A 20,605-nucleotide genomic window follows, 5' to 3' on the forward strand; every position below is an offset into this window, starting at 1 on the left:
ATGTCAAAACAAGGAATTTATAAAATATCGGGAAATACAAAGCCCAAGGTTGGTGAACTGGTTACTTACAGAATTGATGAATGGTATCCTTCTACTCCATTGGAAAAAAGAAATCCGGCACTCGTTACCTGGCACTTGTTTAAAAAGATAAACGGGAAATTTGTCCCTACCAATATCAAGAAATTGGGAGTAAGCAGCTTTACTTTTAATACAAATGCTTACAAAGATGCGTTTAGAATTGAAGCGTATCTTCATAATCCTGAAGGAAAAGCTCCCATGGCTTTGGAAATACAGCCCCAGCCCAGTGATATTCCAAGAATCAATAAAGTTGAATTAAAATATATAGACGATACTCCGGGAACAGTGTTCAGTTTTATGGAAAAACTTGTTGCAGAAGCAAAATGTACAAATTTGGAAGCCCAATATCTGCAGTTCAGTCTTTGGGAAGATGACGCCAGCAATTCAGGTCATAGCAATAATAACCTGCTCATAGAAAGCAAAAAAGAAAAGGTAAAAAACGGAATTGCGAGAGCAGAATTCATGCTGACAAAAGCTTTGATGAGGAAAGCAATGCAAGGTGAAACCAATCCTCAGCAACTGGAGTTTTATGTAACTGTGGAATATTATTCTCATAAAAAGCATGCTACCAATAATATAAATGTCAATACCCCTGACGAATTGCGCACACCATCAGGACAACCGCAACCTCAACAACCAACACCACAGCAACCTCAACCTGCTCTACCTCCAGCACAACCTGAACCGGATCCACAATCAGCTCATGGGAGTGCTCATAATACGCAGCCTCCAACCCCCGCAGCCCCTGGAGGAGCCTCTCCTACAACGGTTAATCCAACAAATATTGAAGATCTTCTGGATGCCTATTTTGCAAAAAAGGAATATACGAAACAGACCGGCGAGGAAGATGGTACACATACCTATACTTTCGGAGGAACTAAAAATGGTAATAAAACGGGTACAGCTGAAGAGAAAAATAAGGTGGCACAGACCATTCTTGGTAAAATTAAAGACAGCCTGAAATCTCAGAAAAAATATACTACTCTTGAAGTGATCGCCGCATCATTAACGGCTCAGGCTTATGGAAAAGATACTACCAATGAAAAGACTGTTACCTTCAAGACGTTCAAGCTAGGTGCAGACTTTAAGAAAATAGACAGTGCTCCGCTGGATGATAAGCTGTACCTGGTAGCCCGTACTATGCTTCTGGACGGAAAACAGGTCACTATATCCATTAAAGAAAAAGACGGCCTGATCAAAGGATCAGCAGACGCCCTACTTTCTGTACTTGAAATAACCGAAGAACAGATGGAGCAGAAACCTCCTACCGAAGGAGAAGTTCCAGGAACTGAAAAAACAGTTTTCACTGGAACCGTTAAAGATAATATAGTCAAAATTCCTATCCATCTTCGGCCAAAATCTGAAGAAGACCTTAAACAATGGAAGGACAAGATCAGTAAAGGAAAAGAGGACGGAACCTATACCTACAAATTCGGAGGTCCTACAAGTATAAAAAATGATGCTGATAAAAAATCGATTGCCGGAACCATCCTAAAAAATGCGCGAGAAGGAAAACGTGGAAATCTAAAAATAGAAGATGGCAAAACTACCAGTGTTGAAGAAATAGAAAAAGTATTGGAAATCAAAGATTACAGTGAAGGGAATACCATTACTTTCAAGCTGTTGAAAAAAGTACCCGAATTTTTGTATCTTCATGCAAAAGCGCAGGGAGAAAAACAGCATGATAAGGAATTCTTGAAAAAAGAAGGGGCATATTTCCAGATTGGGAATAAGTGCCCGAGATGTAGTGTTTTAACACGTGAAGAAATTAAAGGAGTTTTTCCAAGTTTATCAGATGATAATATTATAGAAGAAATGATAAATTCATTTAATAAATATTGTGAAGCCTTTAAAGTTAATACATGTACATTAAAAGCACATTTTTTTGCACAAGCTAAACAAGAAAGTGGAGATAACTTAACTCCTGCATTTAGAGGAGAAACAATGAATTATACAGTTGCTGGTCTTAAAAACACAGGATTTATGAATGTTTCTTCTAGACATCTTTTTGGAAGAAAGACAGGAGTACAAATGGCAGAAGAATTAGGAAGACCTACATCTAATTCTCCAGCTTTAACTTTAGAACAACAAATAAAGGTTGCTAATTTTGTATATGGTCTAGATCCCAAAGCAGCGACTTTAGGAAATAAAGCCCCAGCTAATAATCAAAGCTTAAGTGAAAATGATAACGAAGGATGGCGATATAGAGGAAGAGGGATGTTACAAATAACAGGCAAGGATAATTATACGAAAATTGAAAAACACGTAAATGAAGTTTTAAAAAGTAATGTACTCAATATAAAAGATGGTCGCAGAGGCTCTGAAGTTTTTACATTAACAGAAGCCTTGTTAACGGGATTAGGAGATTGGCATATGCATAAGATGTATGTACCAGCTGAAGCAGGAGCTACTAAAGAAGCTTGTCTAGGAGTTATTAAAATCATCAATAGTGCAACAAAATCAAAAACTAAAAGAATAGCTCATCTTATTGGAGGAACTTGGTATGAAAATGATGATGAAACAAAAAGATCATATAATATTGATTTTAAAGATTCTATGGCATCAATTTTTAGAGTAAGCGAATGTGAATTACACAATAAGACATCACAAGAAAATACTTCACAATGGCACGATCCCGTTGACAATCCCAGAAGAACAAAATATAATTCGGCTGGAAATATTAAACCTGTTAACGGTGCATATGGAGATGTAAGAGATAGTTATACAAAATATCATTCTGGCTTGGACTTATTTGCATTACCATATATAAAAGATGAATTTGAAGGAACTCCTGTATATGCTTGTTTAGATGGTGAGGTTGTTGAATCAACTCCAGGAAATAATGCTGGACAAACAATAAGAATAAAAATTGATAATGTTAAAGATTTATTAGAGCAAGAAAAAATAGTTAATTATAAACTAGAATTTTCACGTGGAGAAGAAATGGGAATAAATATTAAAGAAACTGATGAAGTATATTTCATATATATGCACCTTAGTAAACGTCTTGTTCATAGTGGAAAAGTAACTGCTGGTACATTAATAGGATATTCTGGTGTTTCTGGTAGTATTGCTAGTAATATACCAAGTCCACATTTACACCTAGAAATCGCAACAGTGATGAATGCATATGGAACAGGTAAGACGAAAAGAACAAACCCCGCTAGATTTATTAAATTGAATTCATATGACACTTCAGATCAAGATGATGCAGCAAACTATAAATATAAACAAGATGGAACAAAAACAAGATGGAATCCACCCAAACAAGATCAAAGAAATCTATAAATTCCTAGGAACATATATATTAGTTTTTCTTTTCTTGTTTAATTGTAGGGGACAGGAACATCATATTATTGGTGAAAAATTTAGAATTGAAGACTATGGCAAGGTTACATATAATAATGGAACTAAAATTCTTGATTCAGAAATTCTTAAAAAACTATTCAATGAAAAAAACCATTTCTTTATAGAAAAAGGGTGGCAAAATATTGAAGACAATACATCAATAATTGAATTTTCTCCAATTGATAAAAGCAAAAATGCCTTTGTAGAATATGATAATAAATATCTTTTCATTATAAAAGATAGTATACTGAGAGATACCTTAAAAATTAAAAAAGATTATTACTATTCAATTTGTCAACTAGACAAGCAAAACCATAAACATGGTATTGCCATTGGAAAATATATAATAAATAACAATGATGAATTTTTTGAAATACATCAGGTATATTCTGTTGATAATGGAAAATTAAAAAAAGAAAATTTAGATATAAAAATATATGATTGTCCTGCTCCAACAAATTACATAAGAAATGAGGAGCCAAATTCTTATAAATTTGGAGTGTTGAATGGGAAAAAATTAGAAAGATTTTGGTATCAAAGTATTTCTGAAAAGAAATTCAATGACAAATTCAATAACACTTTACAAGATTGGGAAGGTGTATATCTTAATTCAGATGATAAGAATTTAAAAACTTATCAGTCAATAATCAATAAAGTAGGTTGGTTTAAGCTAAAAATCACAACCCATGAAATACTATTTTCAGCAGATACAAGAATGAGGGATGATTATCCCCAATCTGACCCAGGGGGAGTATATATAAAAAAAAAGTGTGATTACTATATATTACCGAATGAGAATACAATAGAAATTTATAGTAAAAAATATGATGATCCAAATAGTGGTCCTGTTAGTATAAGGGGTAACAAAAAAGACTTATTGATTACATTATATAAAAAAGATAAAGTATTTCATGGAACATCTAATGTTATAGAAGACTCCGAACAATATGATAATTCTGCAAGAATAAAAAGTAATTCTCCTTATCAATTTTATAAATTCTCTCTAGAAGAAGATAAAGATTGAAACTCAATAATTATTCTTCATTAAAAAAAAGAAGAGGAAACTTACCTATACATTCGGTAATCCTACAAGCATAAAAATGGCGCTGAGAAAAAATCGATTGCCGGAAAACTAACCGTTTTCAGTGAGTCTGAAGAAAAATTAATACTGAAAGATACGGCTAATGGCAAATTTCTTGCTGTGACAAAAAGATCTGATACAATCATCATGGAAGGAGACCTAATGGAATCTATAGTCGGGATCAGGGAAAAATATGAAATTGAAAAAACTGTCAGGTAGAATACTGATCATTATCGGAATGTCATTATTCGTGTCATGTACAAAGAAAGCAAACGACACCTTATTAACCCAGGCCGTTTCTGAAACGGAAACACAACAAAAATCTCAAAAACAGCCAGAAAGAAAGTACATCTCATGCGGAGAGCTTATTACAGATCTGGTAAAGTCCAGTAATGCCTCAGCTGTTAAAAAATTTAAAGATCTTCAGATAAGGATTCACCATACAGAAGCAGGTAAACTAACTATTGAGATGTACGTATCCAATGATATTTCCAGTGATGCATCTGTACGGAAGATCACCGACCGTACCGTGGGCTGGTTAGAGTTTTTTCCCGCTGAAAAGAAACTTCAGGATATTACCAATGATCCTGAACATCCCAAACTGGTCCGATATGACGTATCACTGCTGAAGCAAAAAAATTTCCATACATTATGCGGATTTGTTCAAAATCCGAATACGGAAAAGGACAGTGCAGACACTGAATTCTAAGAGAACAAGAGGATCTTCCATCATAAAAATAAATTCTGGCATCTTGAATTTACTGATGATTTTCTGATTCTAAAAAAAATTGGAAAACCGGATATTATCCTCTATCAAAACTGAAATTTTATTCACATAAATTAAATAGAAATCCCGGTCTCTGCTGATTTCTTATTATGAAGAGGGCCATTGAAACTAGTGTTTTTTTCATAACTTTACTCTAAATTTCAGCTTTTGGCCAATCTTTATAAAAAAGACTCACCCTTTCAGGTTTATATATCATTCAAAAAATATTTGGATGTGCTGGAGCATATTCGGTATAACGACCGGCTGGAGTATAGGGTTAACTATGCGCAATCACTGATTGAGAGCACCCGAAACTTCAAAGAAATACGGGAAGGGTTTCAGGATATCGCACTGCTGGAAAAATATGAAGACCTCATCCGAATGCTTCTCGCAGATCTTTTCCCCACTGGTCTTACCCACAATGAGATAAAAGCAGCGAGTATTCCTCTTTCCAACATTACCTTCAATTATACCGAAAGATTTAAAAATATTCTAAAGGATGCTGGAAAAGACTTTGAAATTGAGCTCAGAAATATTACAGATAACGAATTCTACGTATTCTGCTGCTGTCTGATCCTTCAGAGCTACTTCAAAAAAGATATTAAAAGTACCATCCCTTTCTATTATGACATTCCCAATAAACAGGGAATCATGAAACACTACAAGATTACGGTCAACTCGGATTTTACGGAAATTTCCCCTACAGAAAACGCTAAAATTCCACCTGATGATATTCTAGATATGCTTTTGGAAAATCTGGATGACTTTGACCTTTGGAAAAAATATTTCCCTTCACAGTCGTGGATATTGAAAGGTTTTACCATCATTTCGCTTGTAGACTGCACATCTGAGGTAGCCTTATCTGATCTGAAATCAAGCATGATCGAAATTGATCCTGAAAATCTTAACCCGAATGAAAACCTGACCGAAATTTTCAAATCATATTTTGATGTCCCGGAACTCAGTTTCGGGCTGATGACTTTTAACAAAAAAGAGCAGAAACTGGATAAGCTCCCGATCTATGAAAGCCTTCTGACCAACCACATCCTGGATTTCTGGATCAATACTTTTGATGAACAGACCCGCAAAAATACTTTTGACAATTTAAATCACAATTCAAAACCTATTGTGATTTCCAATGTGGATCATCTGGATGAAAATGTAAGACAGCTTCCATCGTTCAGTATTTTAAAGGATAACAATATCAACAGTTTCATGGTGATTCCCATCATGAAAGACAACGAGCTCCTTGCCATCATGGAGTTTACCTCTCCCATAGCGGGCAGCTTCAATGGGTTAAAGCTCAAAAAGCTGGAGTTTTTCACTGATATGATTCTTTTCTCGCTGAGCAGATTTTATTTCGAGAAAAACTATCAGATAGAAGCTATTATTCAGCGTGAATATACCACCATTCACGATAGTGTCGTCTGGAAATTCAGAAATGAAGCAGAAAAATATTTTACAGCATCACTGGGAAAGAAAATATATACCTTAAAGCAGATTTCCTTTAAAACCCTTACTCCCCTCTTTGGAGTCTCCGATATCCGCGCTTCTTCGGAAAAACGCTTTAACCTGATGCTCCAGGACCTCAACCTGCAGATTGAATCACTGGTTGAAATTTTTACACTTACCAATTCAGATTCGGAAAAATTCCTGCTGGCCTTGGATGTTTTCGAAAACGAATTGAATAATGAGATCAAAGCTGATACGGAACAACGTTTTCAAAGACTTTTGAGAGAGGAAATACATCCCTATTTACAGGGAAAACTCGAGGTGAAAACATCAAGGGAAGTAAAGACAAAAATCAAAGATTACTTTTCCCACGTCCTCGCCCAAACCGACCTGTTTTATAGCCACAGAAGAAACCTGGACGATTCTATCACCCTGGTCAACAGAAAACTGGCCGATATGCTAGATGAAAGCCAAACCAAAGCGCAGGAAATATTTCCACATTATTATGAACGCTTTAAATCCGACGGTGTAGAACATAATCTGTATATCGGACATTCTATTGCACCGGATTTGCACTATACTTTCAAGGTAGTTCACAAGCTGAGGTACTGGCAGCTGAAGACCATCTGCAAAATGGAGATTGAATTCCAGTCTTTCAAGAAAAACCTTCCAGTGCAGATGGATATTGCGTCACTGATCTTCGTGTACAATGAAAAAATAGACATCCGGTTCAGAATGGATGAAAAGCGCTTTGATGTAGATGGTGCTTACAACTCTTATTACGAGATCATCAAAAAGCGTCTTGATAAAGCCCATATCAAGGATTCAGCGGAAAGAATAACTGCACCCGGGAAAATTACCATCGTCTATTTTGGAATGGAAAATCAGAAAGAATACCTGGAGTATATCTCTAAGCTGCAGAAAAAAGGAATTCTTCAGCATGATGTGGAGTTTCTGAAAGTTGAAGACCTTCAAGGCATTACAGGATTGCTGGCGCTCAGGGTATCAATCAGCCAGAATGTAATCGTATCATCATAACGAAAAGATGATTCTTCATTATTCTATCTGCCTTCAGCCAGCCGGCTATCTCACTACAGACTGAGGAAAGCAACTCCAAAAGAAAGCACAGAAATAATAATTCCTGCCATAAATATTTTATAGGTAATTGATAAAAGCTTGTATTTTCTGTCCAGAACTTTGCCAAGATAATATAAATCCTTTACCATCGAATCGTAAATATAATCTCTGTCTTTGATCAGATCTTTCATGGCATGTTGATAATCATCAAATAACATCTGGTGAAAGTTTCCGAAAAACAGGAGGTTTACTTTTCTGTTGACAATATCCTGTGCGGTGAATGTTGTTTTGGTCACGTTAGGTTTTGTAGAAAGAATAGCAAATATAATCGTCAGCACACTTGAAAGCAGCAATATAAAACTTGGCAGGATCAGGTGGGAATTTTTAGGTGCATCCAACTTGGGTACCAGTACGGAAAGACAGACTGAAATAATAATCGCATTGACAGAAAGCAGAATATTGGCTTTGCTGTCCGCGATATCACTAAGCCTGGTGTGGTTGTTGAGCGTTACCCTGAACAGAGTATCTACGCTCCTATCCGATTTTTCCTTTTCTTTTTTCCCTTCAGCGGACTCTTTTTTCTCTTCTTCCTTATTCAGCTTTTTTTCAATTTTTTTGATATTTTTCTTCTTTAAAGGCTCCCAGTTCTCCCTTGCATACTCCGTATAATAGGAATGCTTATTTTTTAGCATGTCCAGGTTTACCGTGTTCCATTCGTCATTGGAAAAACATCTTACATTCGTCAGTTCCCATTCTTTTCGAAGAGCCTCTGAAATATCATTATAATCATGTCCGGCAAAATGACTGAAATCTGCATCTTTCACAATTTTCTCCAGCATATTCTGTGGCTCATGGTTAATTTTTGTTGCCAGAATAAGTTGAGCAATATCTGCAATATAGCTTTCAGGATAGTTTTCCTGATGCAAAAAGCCTTTCATGATTTCCACACTGCTTTCCTCATGAGTCTTGGCACATTCTATATATCCTGTATCATGAAACCATAACGCCATCAGCACTTTTTCCTGGTCTTCTTCAGAAACAGGGGTATTGCTCATGATTTCCTCCGCCTTATTCACGGTATAGGCAGTATGGATAAAATTATGGTAAAAATATACCGAAGATAACTTATCTTTGAATAAGATTTCAACATAATTTTTAGCTTTGTCTAGAATGCTCATTCCTGAATTTTTGTTATTGTAAATTTATGAATTTATCCTTTAAAACTCATCTAAAAAATACTTCTATTGTTCTTCGAACCGTAATGTCGGCGGGAGTGCTTTATTCCTGTGCAACATATAACGTACAAAAGGGCAAAAACTTATTTGAAGTAAAAGATTCCGAGATAAAATCTGAAAATGATTTTAAACTCTTTCTGATTGGAGATGCGGGAAATGCAGATGAACCTCAGGCGCAAAAGACACTACATTTACTTAAAAACAAACTGGATTCTGCAGACAGCAATGCGATGCTGATTTTTTTGGGCGATAACATCTATCCGAAAGGAATACCTGAAGAAACGGATAAAGACTACGCTTCCGCAAAGCAGAAACTGGAAAACCAGCTTGCCATTACCAAAAACTTTAAGGGAAAAACAGTAGTGATCCCGGGAAATCATGATTGGTATAGCGGACTGGAAGGATTAAATACACAGGAAGGGCTGGTAAAGCAATATTTTAATGATAAAAAAGCTTTTCTTCCCAAAAACGGATGCCCTATTGATGACATCAATATATCCAAAGACATTAAACTCATTGCTATTGATTCGGAATGGGTGATCACAAACTGGGACAACCATCCGGGAATTAATAAAAACTGCAACATCAAAACCCGCGAAGACTTCTTCACAGAATTTAAAGACCTTATTATTAAAAACCAGGACAAAAGAATTATTGTGGCTTTGCACCATCCTGTTATCAGCAGCGGAACCCATGCAGGCTTCAACTCGGCAAAATCTCATCTTTTCCCTTTCAACAGCAAAGTTCCTGTCCCGGTTATTGCAAGTATTGCCAATATCTTAAGAAGCTCTTCAGGGATAAGCCCTGCAGATCTCAACAATCAGCATTATGCAGATCTGGCTAACAGGCTGAAAAGTATCGTTCAGGATAAGGAAAATATTATTTTTGTTTCCGGGCATGATCATAATCTGCAATATCATGAAGACGGAAATCTGAGACAGATCATCAGTGGAGCTGGTTCCAAGGCAGATCCTTCGACCATTATAGAGAAAACAGACTTTTCCTACGGGAGCAGCGGGTTTGCCATTTTGAATATCCGAAAAGACCAGAGTACAGATGTAGAGTATTTTTCAACAAAAAATGGGGCACTCCAAAAACTGACTCAAATCTCTGTGATATCTAAACCTGACGTATTTGTGAATAACTTTCCCAATAGTTTTCCCCAAACCTTCTCCTCTACCATCTATCCGGTAGCTCTTACCCAAAAAAGGAAGTTTTACCGCTGGCTCTGGGGCGACCATTACAGAAAATATTACGGAATCTCCATTGAGGCTCCTACAGCCAATCTTTCCGAACTGAACGGCGGTTATATCCCTTTCAGGGAAGGTGGAGGAAATCAATCCAACAGCTTACGACTCAAGGCTACAGATGGCCAGGAATTTGTAATGCGTGGCGTGAAAAAAAGCGCTGTACGGTTCCTTAACAATATGGCTTTTACAAAAAGTACACTGGGAGAAGAGCTTACGGATACCTTTCCGGAAAAATTTTTATTAGACTTCTATACTACCAACCACCCTTTCACTCCCTTCACCATTGGAAATATGGCGGATAAGCTGAATATTTTTCACAGTAATCCGAAACTCTACTTTATTCCTAAGCAGTATGCTCTGGGAAGGTATAATGAAGAGTATGGGGATGAAATGTACATGATAGAAGAACGTTTTTCGTCTGACCCGAAAACGCTTGCCAGCCTCAATAATGCCAAAGATATTGTATCTACGGATGATGTTTTGAAAAATCTTTCCAAAAGCAACACCTATTCTGTAGATAGAGAATCATACATCAGGGCAAGAATTTTTGACATGCTGATTGGTGACTGGGACAGACATTCTGACCAATGGAAATGGGCTGTATATGCAGAAGGAGACCATGTGATCTATAAACCGATCCCAAAAGACCGAGATCAGGCATTCAGCAAATATGATGGGGCTGCATTCAGGCTCATTATGAATGTTCCGGCAATCCGCCATATGAAAACCTTTAAAGAAGAAATAAGCAGTGTAAAATGGGTAAATATGGAACCTTATCCGATGGACCTGGTCTTTTTAAAAGGAGCCACTCAGGAAGAATGGATAACACAGGCACAGTACATCCAGGAGCATCTGACAGATGCAGATATTGATAATGCATTCTATAATCTTCCGAAAGAAGTAAAGGACGAAACGATAACTGAGATCCAGAGAAATCTCAAATTGAGAAAGACCAGACTTCAGGATTATGCTTCCCAATACTATGATGTGTTACAGAAAAAAGTTCCCCTGGCCGGAACGGTACATCCTGATAAATTTATCATTACAAAAAACGGACATTCTGTACAGGTACAGCAATATAAGCTAGGCAAAAATAAAGACCAGAACGAACTGGTGTTTGATAAAACCTACCATGACTCCAAAACAAAGGAGCTCTGGATCTATGGGCTGGAAGATGATGACATTTATGAAGTGACCGGAAGTGGAAGACCGAAAATGAATATCAGGTTGATTGGTGGATATAACCATGATGTCTACAATATTGCAGATGGAAGAAAAGTAAAAATTTACGATTTTAAATCACAAAAAAACACTTATAACACCCGAAATACCACCCGGAATATTACCAATGATTATGATATTAACAGCTATAATTATAAGCATCCGAAATACAACTTTTTCGCAGGGTATCCTAATCTGGATTATAACCCGGATGACGGTGTGATCTTAGGAGTTCTTGCAAATTATACCGTGAATAATTTTATTCGTGATCCTTTCACTCAAAAACACAGTTTGAAAGCCAATTTTTATACCGCCACAGGTGGCTTCAGCCTTACCTATAAAGGGATTTTCAAAAAGGCAATTTACGGTTGGGATTTTAATTTGGATGCCTCGTATACAACACCCCGGTTTTCCCAAAACTTCTTCGGACTATCAAACGAAAGCGAGTATGATAAAAAAAATACGGAACGGGAATATAACAGGGCAAGAATTTCCAAATTCAATTTTGCTCCTTCCCTTTCCACGAAAAGCTGGATGAATTTCAGCCATCAGATGCAGCTTACTTTTGAAGATAACAAAGTGCAACGGAAAGAAGGACGTTTCATCAATCAGTCTCCGGACGTTAGACCAGAGGTATTTGACAGCAAGCAGTATGTTGGAGCCAATTATACATTTGGTTATAAAAATGCCGATAATACAGCTTTTCCAACCCTTGGGATGGAACTGATGCTGAATGCAGACTGGAAGGCAACACTTTCGGATGTTAACAACAATTTCCTGACTCTTAGGGGAAGGCTGGCAATTGATCACAGAATCGATAAAAAAGGGATTTTTGTATTTGCCAACTCCAGCAATGTAATGTGGATCAACAACAACCATTTTGAATTCTTCCAGGCAGCAGCTATCGGTGGCAACAACGGAATGAGAGCCTTCAGAAATGAACGTTTCTCAGGAAGATCCTACTTCACCAACAATTCTGAGGTGCGATGGGATTTTGGAAGATTAAGAAACAATATTGTTCCTGCCAATTTGGGAATTCTGGTTGGATATGATATCGGACGGGTATGGAATGATAATGAAAATTCCAGAAAATGGCACCAATCAGTGGGCGCAGGAGTTTGGTTGAGCATCGTAGAGATGATGTCTGCAAGGCTTAACTATTTCTATGGTTCAGACGGTGGAAGAATCTCTGCCGGTATCGGAATGAAATTTTAAAAACCATTTCTTTTAAATACAAAATAACTCTACTATTTCAACAAAGTATTTTGCAACCCAAATACACATGTAAATAACTGATTATAAAGAAATTAAATTGATTAAAAAACGAATTTATTAAAAAAATATAAATTAAATTAATTTTAATAATTCTAATTTTCAGCACGTATTTTTCATCAATAAAATAAATATGGCTTTCATATAACGGCCATATTTTCAGCTACATAAGTTAAGCGCACCAAATATACTATATGATTGTCAATTCCTTAAAAAAACAACATTAAAAAAACATTTTATATTTGTTTCGCTAAACAAAACAACAAGTGATGAAAAAAAAGCTATTATACATGGCGTTATTTTTCGTATCCGTAAGCATTAGTGCACAAATAGGGATACAAACTCCTACTCCTCAAAACACCCTTCATGTCAACGGCTCTCTTCAGGTAGTGAAGGATATTAATGTAGGGGGTGATGCCGGTACCAAAGGAAATTCCGGAAATAGAGGAGAATTTTTAATGTCAAATGGAACCGGAAATACACCGGTATGGAAAAGTATTGAATCTGAAAACTTTTTAAAAGTAGTATATGTTGGGAACAAAACAAACATCAATCCTTCAAGTGGAAGCTTTACAGGGACCCACAACACACCGGTCAGTACTCATGAAAGTTACTCACAGACCTATATTTTTAACGTGAACAATAAAATTGATACTGCTTATTTAACGTACAATTCAGGGACCGGGCTTTTCACTGTAGTTAAACCCGGATTTTACAATATTGTTCCGTATGTGACTTACGATCTCAATTTAAATCCGTCAGGGAAAACAGCAGGAACAGCCAATTCCTATATTCAGAAGGTTTCGCCGGCATTAACTACCCTTGCGGGCATATCCACAGGCCACGGAGAGCGCACCACAGGACTGAATCATAATTTGTCATCCATTAATTTTTTTAATACGGGAGAAACTTTCAGGATACGCTGCCGCTATACTCAGAATTTCAGGCTTTCAGGCGGTAACATTCATATTTCCTATCTTACCCCTTAAAAATCTACTTTAATAATAACTACTATTTTTTTATTCATCGAGAGGAGGCTGTTTCAAGTGGGACAGCCTCCTGCTTGTTGAGATAAAGGAAGCAGGAGCATTCCATGGAATTTATAATGATAAGTCAAACTTATACACATTACCCCCTTCTGCTTTACCCTTCTCATCAGCAATTACTACGGTTTTATCATCAAAAAAGACAATAGCTTCTTTCTGGGAATTATGGTTCAAAGGAACCTTTTGTATCTTAGCCGCACTGAAATCATCAGCCGTGAAACCGGACAGCACATGAATATTTTTATGCGTCAGCAGGACAATCTTATCTTTTGTACTGTTGATGGTTGCAGAGGTAATGGCTGCATCATTATAGCCGCCGTCAAGCTTCAGCATTCCAATTAATTTTGCCTCAAAATCACCTTGCTTATTAGGAACCTGAAACACGAGGAAAGTCCCATCGAACCCCTTGCTTCTGTTTTTTGTGAACAGATAAAAATTACCATCCATTTCTATGAAACCTTCGCAGTCATAAAGCAGATTTGATTTTTTAGGCGGAAATTCTGTCTGTCCCTGGTAATGAAACGTCGTAGTTTGAGTAATTTTAGTGGTGGTCTGAGTAATATCTTTGAGATCTATTTTTAAAATTGCAAGATCTCTTCTGTCATTATCGTTGTTTCCAAAATCACCAATATAGATATTTCCCTGGGCATCAGATATAATATCTTCCCAATCTGTATTTTCAGCATTTTCAACCGGGATACGGGCAAGCATCTGTCCCTGGTCATTAATCCCGTAGACTGAATTTTTATTTCCCTTATCTTCTATAACCCAAAAAATCTTCTTATCCTTAGAAATCGTTAAGCCGGAAACTTCTTTAAGCTTTTTCGGCAAAGAAAATTCTAATTTTAGTTCTTCTTTGTTATTTGGCGAATTCTGAGCTTTCGGGTTACAGCTCAATAAAAAGAGAGCAGGTAAAATAAGAATGCGTAACATATTGATCGATTTATTTTTTAATACTGTATGAGAATACTGATTATTCAAACTTTGATGAGGAAAGCTGCTTTGCCTTCTCCCAAAGGACATCCATCTCTTCCAGAGACATATCCGCAAGTTTTGAACCTTGTTCATCCGCAAGACCTTCCATTCTTTGGAACCTGGAGATAAACTTCAGATTTGTTCGTTCTAAAGCAGAATCAGGATTAATTCCGGATATCCTCGCATAATTGATGAGAGAGAAAAACACATCGCCCAGCTCCTGTTCTTTCTTACGAAGATCAGTTTCTGCATGGAACTCCTGAATTTCTTCATCCACTTTTTTCCAGGCATCTTCAGCATCATGAAATTCGAATCCAATGCCTTTCACCTTATCCTGAATCCGGTATGCCTTCACCAGACTGGGCAGACTTTTCGGCACCCCGCCCAAAATGGACTTATTCCCTTCTTTTAATTTCAATTTTTCCCAGTTCTGCTTTACTTCTTCCTCATCCTTCACTTCTGTGTCTCCATAAATATGGGGATGGCGGAAGATCAGCTTTTCATTAAGCGAATTGATTACATCTGCGATATCGAAACTTTCTTTTTCAGAACCTATTTTAGCATAAAAAACCAGATGAAGCAATACATCACCCAGTTCTTTTTTTATTTCCTGCAAATCATTCTGTAAGATAGCATCGGAGAGCTCGTAGGTTTCTTCAAGGGTAAGATGGCGCAGCGATTCTAAAGTTTGTTTCTGATCCCACGGGCATTTTTCACGAAGATCATCCATAATGTCCAGTAATCTGCCAAAAGCTTCCAGTTTCTCCTGTTTTGTATTCATAATTTGAGAATTCAAGTCTTACAAATTTAAGGATTGTTTCTGTCATTCTGATTACAGCAATGCGAAATGAAGATCTATTTTACAGAATGCTTTCAGATTCAAAAAAAACCTCGCCATTTGACGAGGTTTATATTTTTAATTCAAATTGAATGAATTATCCTTGTTTTCTGTGTGTACTTTTAGGAGCAGATTTTGCTGCTGAAGTAGCTTTTACTTTTGGAGCAGCAGGCTTTTCCGCTTTAGGAGCTGCTTTTTTAGCATCTTTATCGATGCTGATTTCTTCTGCAGGCTCTCCATCTAATGTTTCAGGCTCTGCTTTTACAAAGCTTTCAGGAGTAATATATCCTGCCTTTTGAAGAATGTTGTACCATTGAGCCAATTTCTTGATGTCAGAAGCATATACTCTTTCCGTATCATAATTAGGAAGTGATGCCAGCATAAATTCTTTCAGCTCCGCATCAGAAGATTTGTGAGAAATGGTTTCTTTGTAATCGTTGTTTTTAGCAATATTTTCAAAAACTTCGAACAAAGGAACTTCTTTTTCAAATGTAAACATCGCAATATTGTCTAGTAAACTTACCTGGCTTGAGTTTCCAATGCTTACCTTTTTTTTGTTGGTAACTTCTTCAATGATGAACCCGTTTCTTAATTGAGAAACTAATTTGTAAAGTCCTGGTTTTCCAGAAATTGAAATTATTTTTTCTAACAGCATAATTTTATTTTTTGTAAATTTTGCAACCAGCTTTCAGCTCTTTGCCTCTTATTATTTTCTTTTTTTATCCTTGTCTCACTTATTTTGGAAATCTCATTTTGTAACCGATGCTTACGTCACCCTGGGAGATTTTAGTCAGTTTTCCTTTTACCAGTTTTTTCTTTAACGCACTCAGATGGTCGGTAAATAATACCCCTTCGATGTGGTCATATTCATGCTGAATTACGCGGGCTCTAATATCGGAAAAAGTTTCTGTATGTTTTACAAAATTTTCGTCATAATATTCAATCACGATGGTGCCCTTTCTTTTCACATCTTCTCTTACATCCGGAATCGAAAGACAGCCTTCGTTGAACTTCCATTCTTCGCCTGATTCTTCAAGAATCTGAGCGTTGATGAATACTTTTCTGAACTCAGCCAGCTCATCCTTGATGTCTTCATAATCCTCGTCTTCTGCAAGAGGTGTTACATCTATTACAAACAGACGGATATCCAAACCGATCTGAGGCGCAGCAAGGCCTATACCATTGGCGCTGTACATCGTTTCAAACATATTATCTATCAGTTCCTGTAATCCGGGATAATCTTTGTCTATATCTTTTCCCACTTTTCTCAAAACAGGATCCCCAAAAGCTCTTATCGGTAAAATCATCTTAATTTTTGTTCTAAAAAATTCTGCAATATGATCGTTGCACTTACTTTATCTATTAGTCCTTTCTCCTGCCTCTTTTTCTTATTCTTTCCACTTTGGGAAATAAAAAACGAGGCCATTTTGGAAGTGAACCGCTCATCCAACCGGTGAACTGCAATATCTGAAAATTCTTTTTGAAATTCTTCAATGAACTTTAAAATATCCGTCTCCACTTCTGAAACATTTCCTTTCAAATCTATGGGAAGTCCAATTACTACTTCATCTACTTTGTTTTGGCTGAAATATTTTTTCAAAAAATCCATTAAAGAACGGTTCTCTACAGTCTCCAGCCCACTGGCGATGATCTGCATATCATCCGTTGCAGCAATGCCACAACGAGCTTTTCCGTAGTCTATTGCAAGGATTTGTCCCATAAGTCTGCAAATTTAGTAAAATTTACTGATTTTATTCATAACGCAGTTTTTTTATATAAATCATGTTTTATTCCATTATTTTTTTTATAATTTTAATCTTCCAAAAAACAAATATATGAAGAGACTCATCCTCGTAAGACATGCGAAGAGCGACTGGCCGGAAGAAACGGAGGACTTTGACAGACCTTTAGCAGATAAAGGTTTGCAGGATGCTATGAACATGTCCCGATTCATGAAAAGCAATAACATCAGCATCGATCACTTTGTATCCAGCCCGGCAGTCCGTGCTCTGAATACCTGTAAAATTTTTAATCAGACCTATCAGTTGCATTGTTCTACGGATGAAAAGCTGTATAACCCTTCAGAAAGAAGTTTTGAATCTGTCATCTACGACCTGGATGACAACCTGAGTTCGGTAGCTTTTTTCTCTCACAACAATGGAATTTCCAATTTCGCCAATTCCATTTCTGAAGATATTTTTCATTTTCCTACCTGTGGAGTGGCCGGTTTCGAAGTAGACTGCGAATCATGGTCCGAGTTTGACGGTGCCAGAAAGAAACTTCTTTTCTTTTATGAGCCAGGAAAAATATAACTTCTCTTCCTTACTTTTTTTTAGTACGCTATTTATCCTTCTTTTTTCATGCCAGAAACAGAAGAAAAATTATTACGAATCTGTTGCGTCAAATGATATTAAGCTTTCTTCTCCTCAACCCGGTAGCTGGCGTTATCGTCATGACGAACATTTCCAGACCTATGCAGATTTTCAGAAGTTAAAAAAAATTAAACCTGAGCCTGGCAAAAATACCATCTATCTGCAGCCGATCGGAAAGTTTGATGAACTGCAGAAAAAAGAAATAGCACTCACCAAAGAGTATTTAAAAATATACTTCCAACTGGAAACAAAAATACTTCCCGTTTTACCCAATACTATTTTTCCGGGTAAAGTCAAAAGAAATTCAAAGGAAGGACATCAGCAAATTCTTGCAGGCTATGTGCTGGACAGTATTCTGATCAAAAGAAAACCCAAAGATGCTGTCGCATTAATGGGAATTACTGAAAAAGATCTATTCCCCAAACCGGAATGGAACTATGTTTTTGGAATGGCATCATACGAAGACGGTGTGGGAGTGACTTCGATATACAGATTTTCAAATGGCTCTTTAACAGATTCCAATTTCAACCAGAGTCTCCTCAGATTAATAAAGATCAGTTCCCACGAGATCGGGCATATGTTCGGGATCAGCCATTGCCTGAATGCAGATTGTGTCATGAATGGCACCATTTCGCTTCCGGAAACGGATGCTCATCCTGCAAGAGCATGTTCATTATGCCAAAGAAAACTGAATTCTAGTATACCTTATGACCCTAAGAAAAGACTTCTTGAATTAAAAGGCTTCTTTGAAAAACAGTATTTGAATACAGAACTTTCTTTAACAGAGCAAGACCTAAATCGGTTACAATAACCAATATTCCTTTTACAGGGTGTATATTCCTATCCTCCGCAGGGTTAACAAAAAATATTTTTTTTGATGAAGTCGTTAACTTCTGCTAAAGCCATTACTGTTGTAAAAATGAAAAACGGGCCAAAGCCCGTTCCTATTGAATATTTTTCCGGTTTTCCTTTTAATCTTTTCGTCTTTTATTTCCTCTTCAGATCCAGATCATCAAAATCAAAACTGAAATCGGTGACATCGGAAATTGCTTTTAGCTTTGCAGATTGAGCTTTTCCGTTCTCGTCATAATTGAAAATAAGATAAGCATCGGCATCATAGCTTCTGTCATCCCATTTGATAATAAAAGAATTGTTAGAGTAAGGAAGCAGTTCTCCTTTTAATCTTGGAGAGTTTTTACAAGAAATCCTGTAAGTATTTCCCTGCTGTGTAATGTCCACATCACCAAACCAGACATCATTATACGTTCCTGTAAACTGTTCTGCTTTAGGATGAAGAGATTTTTCTTTTTTAAATGCTTCAGACTTTGTAAAAGCATCTTTCTTTTGCTTATTATAATCGGTTTCTATTTTAGACATTCTGTCGCCATATGTTTTCAGCCAGTTTCTGTCTGCTACGCCCAGGTAAGAATCTTTCACCGTATTGGTAATCGTATTGAAAGCAGCACCCGACTGTTGGTTTGTTAATACCACAATTCCCAGTTTCATATCAGGAATCAAAGTAAACTGAGTGACGGTACCAATTAATCCACCGGTATGCTGTACCTGCTTGTGGCCTTTCACATCACTTAAGAACCAACCCAGGCCATATCCGTAAAAGCTGGTATCATATGGATTTTTTGCAGCTACGCGGTCCGGTATCTGAAGGCTCCAGAGCTGTTGAGCATTTTTATCTGAAACCAGTTTCTTACCATCTTTCGTCGTGAAATTATTTAAAAGGCATTCTGCCCATGTTGTCATATCTTTAATGTTACTCATGATACCACCTGCCGCATTCGCGGTTTCGTTCCAGTCATGAGGAACGGCAATTGCTTTTCCATTTACAGGAGCATGAGCATCAATTTTGTTGGCTGTAGCCTTTGCCCTGCTGTAGCTTCCAAAGCTTGATGACATTCCTACCGGCTTCATAATTCTCTGTTCAATAAATTCTGCCCAGCTCAATCCCGAAACCCTGTGAATGACTTCACCGGCAACGATGAACATGATGTTATTATAATCAAGGGTTGTTCTGAAAGGATTTTCAGGTTTCAGGAATCTTACATTGTGAACAATATCGTTAACCGTCAGATTTCCTCCTTCCGGAAAAAACATCAGATCTCCCTGTCCCAATCCTAATCCCGCCCTGTGGGTGATAAGATCTTTTACCGTTACATTTTGGGAAACATATGGATCGTACATCTGAAACTCAGGAATATATTTCGAAACTTTATCATCCCATCCCAGTTTTCCTTCATCTGCCAAAATTGCTAATGCCACGCAGGTAAATCCTTTAGAGTTGGAAGCAATTCCCACCAGCGTATTTTCATCCATAGGCTGCCCGGTAGTAAGAGAGCGCACTCCAAAGCCTTTGGAATACGTTACCTTACCGTCTTTTACGATTCCCACAGACATGCCGGGAACATCAAAGGTTTTCAAAGTATTCCGGATCAGGTCATCCAGTTTTTTCTCCTCAACCTGTGCGTTGGCCAATCCTACGGTCAAAAGGAAAATAAAAAAAGAAAGTTTCTGTTTCATTATTTTTTAATTTTTCCAAATTTAATAAATATTCGATGATGTTAATTTTGTCAACGATAAAA

General features: G+C 37.0%; 15 protein-coding genes. 8 read left to right on the plus strand and 7 right to left on the minus strand.

Annotated features, from left to right (window positions below; all coding sequences use genetic code 11):
* The 4 genes from DRF67_RS07120 to DRF67_RS07135 all read left to right on the plus strand — a co-directional run bounded on the left by DRF67_RS07120 (position 1) and on the right by DRF67_RS07135 (position 7,763).
* Positions 1-3,366 (plus strand): M23 family metallopeptidase, encoded by a 3,366-nt coding sequence (locus tag DRF67_RS07120; protein ID WP_115927605.1) that lies wholly within the window; start codon positions 1-3, stop codon positions 3,364-3,366.
* On the plus strand, positions 3,314-4,450 hold the full coding sequence (locus DRF67_RS07125; RefSeq protein WP_123912714.1) for a hypothetical protein: 1,137 nt from the start codon (positions 3,314-3,316) through the stop codon (positions 4,448-4,450). The genes DRF67_RS07120 and DRF67_RS07125 overlap by 53 nt, the downstream gene beginning before the upstream one ends.
* A gap of 250 nt (positions 4,451-4,700) precedes the next feature.
* Positions 4,701-5,216, plus strand: coding sequence for a hypothetical protein (locus tag DRF67_RS07130; protein WP_115927607.1), 516 nt, complete (start codon positions 4,701-4,703; stop codon positions 5,214-5,216).
* Positions 5,217-5,507: 291 nt separating this feature from the next.
* Positions 5,508-7,763, plus strand: a complete 2,256-nt coding sequence (locus DRF67_RS07135; RefSeq protein ID WP_228435755.1) for a GAF domain-containing protein — start codon at positions 5,508-5,510, stop codon at positions 7,761-7,763.
* Positions 7,764-7,816: 53 nt separating this feature from the next.
* Here the strand turns inward: DRF67_RS07135 and DRF67_RS07140 are convergent, their stop codons facing one another.
* Entirely contained in the window at positions 7,817-8,980 is a 1,164-nt protein-coding gene (locus DRF67_RS07140) for a Pycsar system effector family protein (protein WP_115927609.1), read from the minus strand.
* A 26-nt stretch (positions 8,981-9,006) separates the two neighbouring features.
* Here DRF67_RS07140 and DRF67_RS07145 point away from each other — a divergent pair, with 26 nt between their 5' ends.
* Complete coding sequence (locus DRF67_RS07145; RefSeq protein WP_115927610.1) at positions 9,007-12,723, plus strand: metallophosphoesterase; 3,717 nt, start codon at positions 9,007-9,009, stop codon at positions 12,721-12,723.
* Positions 12,724-13,049: 326 nt separating this feature from the next.
* Complete coding sequence (locus tag DRF67_RS07150; RefSeq protein ID WP_115927611.1) at positions 13,050-13,769, plus strand: hypothetical protein; 720 nt, start codon at positions 13,050-13,052, stop codon at positions 13,767-13,769.
* A 111-nt stretch (positions 13,770-13,880) separates the two neighbouring features.
* Here DRF67_RS07150 and DRF67_RS07155 read toward each other — a convergent pair whose 3' ends face one another.
* The 5 genes from DRF67_RS07155 to ruvX form a co-directional block, all read right to left on the minus strand.
* Positions 13,881-14,759 (minus strand): hypothetical protein, encoded by an 879-nt coding sequence (locus DRF67_RS07155; protein WP_115927668.1) that lies wholly within the window; start codon positions 14,757-14,759, stop codon positions 13,881-13,883.
* Between the two features lie 40 nt (positions 14,760-14,799).
* Positions 14,800-15,582 (minus strand): nucleoside triphosphate pyrophosphohydrolase, encoded by a 783-nt coding sequence (mazG, locus tag DRF67_RS07160; RefSeq protein WP_115927612.1) that lies wholly within the window; start codon positions 15,580-15,582, stop codon positions 14,800-14,802.
* A gap of 154 nt (positions 15,583-15,736) precedes the next feature.
* The gene (locus DRF67_RS07165; protein WP_115927613.1) at positions 15,737-16,294 is read right to left on the minus strand and encodes a DUF5606 family protein; all 558 of its coding nucleotides are present in this window, start codon (positions 16,292-16,294) and stop codon (positions 15,737-15,739) included.
* Between the two features lie 79 nt (positions 16,295-16,373).
* Positions 16,374-16,946 (minus strand): peptide deformylase, encoded by a 573-nt coding sequence (def, locus tag DRF67_RS07170; protein ID WP_115927614.1) that lies wholly within the window; start codon positions 16,944-16,946, stop codon positions 16,374-16,376.
* On the minus strand, positions 16,943-17,359 hold the full coding sequence (gene ruvX / locus DRF67_RS07175; RefSeq protein ID WP_115927615.1) for a Holliday junction resolvase RuvX: 417 nt from the start codon (positions 17,357-17,359) through the stop codon (positions 16,943-16,945). Before ruvX ends, def begins: the two co-directional genes overlap by 4 nt.
* A gap of 115 nt (positions 17,360-17,474) precedes the next feature.
* On the opposite strand from ruvX, the gene DRF67_RS07180 reads away from it, so the two are divergent.
* Both DRF67_RS07180 and DRF67_RS07185 read left to right on the plus strand, forming a co-directional pair.
* Positions 17,475-17,951: a SixA phosphatase family protein gene (locus tag DRF67_RS07180; RefSeq protein ID WP_115927616.1), complete on the plus strand. Its 477-nt coding sequence runs from the start codon at positions 17,475-17,477 to the stop codon at positions 17,949-17,951.
* On the plus strand, positions 17,932-18,822 hold the full coding sequence (locus DRF67_RS07185) for an archaemetzincin (protein WP_115927617.1): 891 nt from the start codon (positions 17,932-17,934) through the stop codon (positions 18,820-18,822). The genes DRF67_RS07180 and DRF67_RS07185 overlap by 20 nt, the downstream gene beginning before the upstream one ends.
* Positions 18,823-18,998: 176 nt before the next feature.
* Here the strand turns inward: DRF67_RS07185 and DRF67_RS07190 are convergent, their stop codons facing one another.
* The gene (locus tag DRF67_RS07190; protein WP_115927618.1) at positions 18,999-20,543 is read right to left on the minus strand and encodes a serine hydrolase; all 1,545 of its coding nucleotides are present in this window, start codon (positions 20,541-20,543) and stop codon (positions 18,999-19,001) included.
* Between the last annotated feature and the right edge of the window lie 62 nt (positions 20,544-20,605).

This window comes from Chryseobacterium pennipullorum, from assembly GCF_003384725.1.
Classification (GTDB): Bacteria; Bacteroidota; Bacteroidia; order Flavobacteriales; family Weeksellaceae; genus Chryseobacterium; species Chryseobacterium pennipullorum.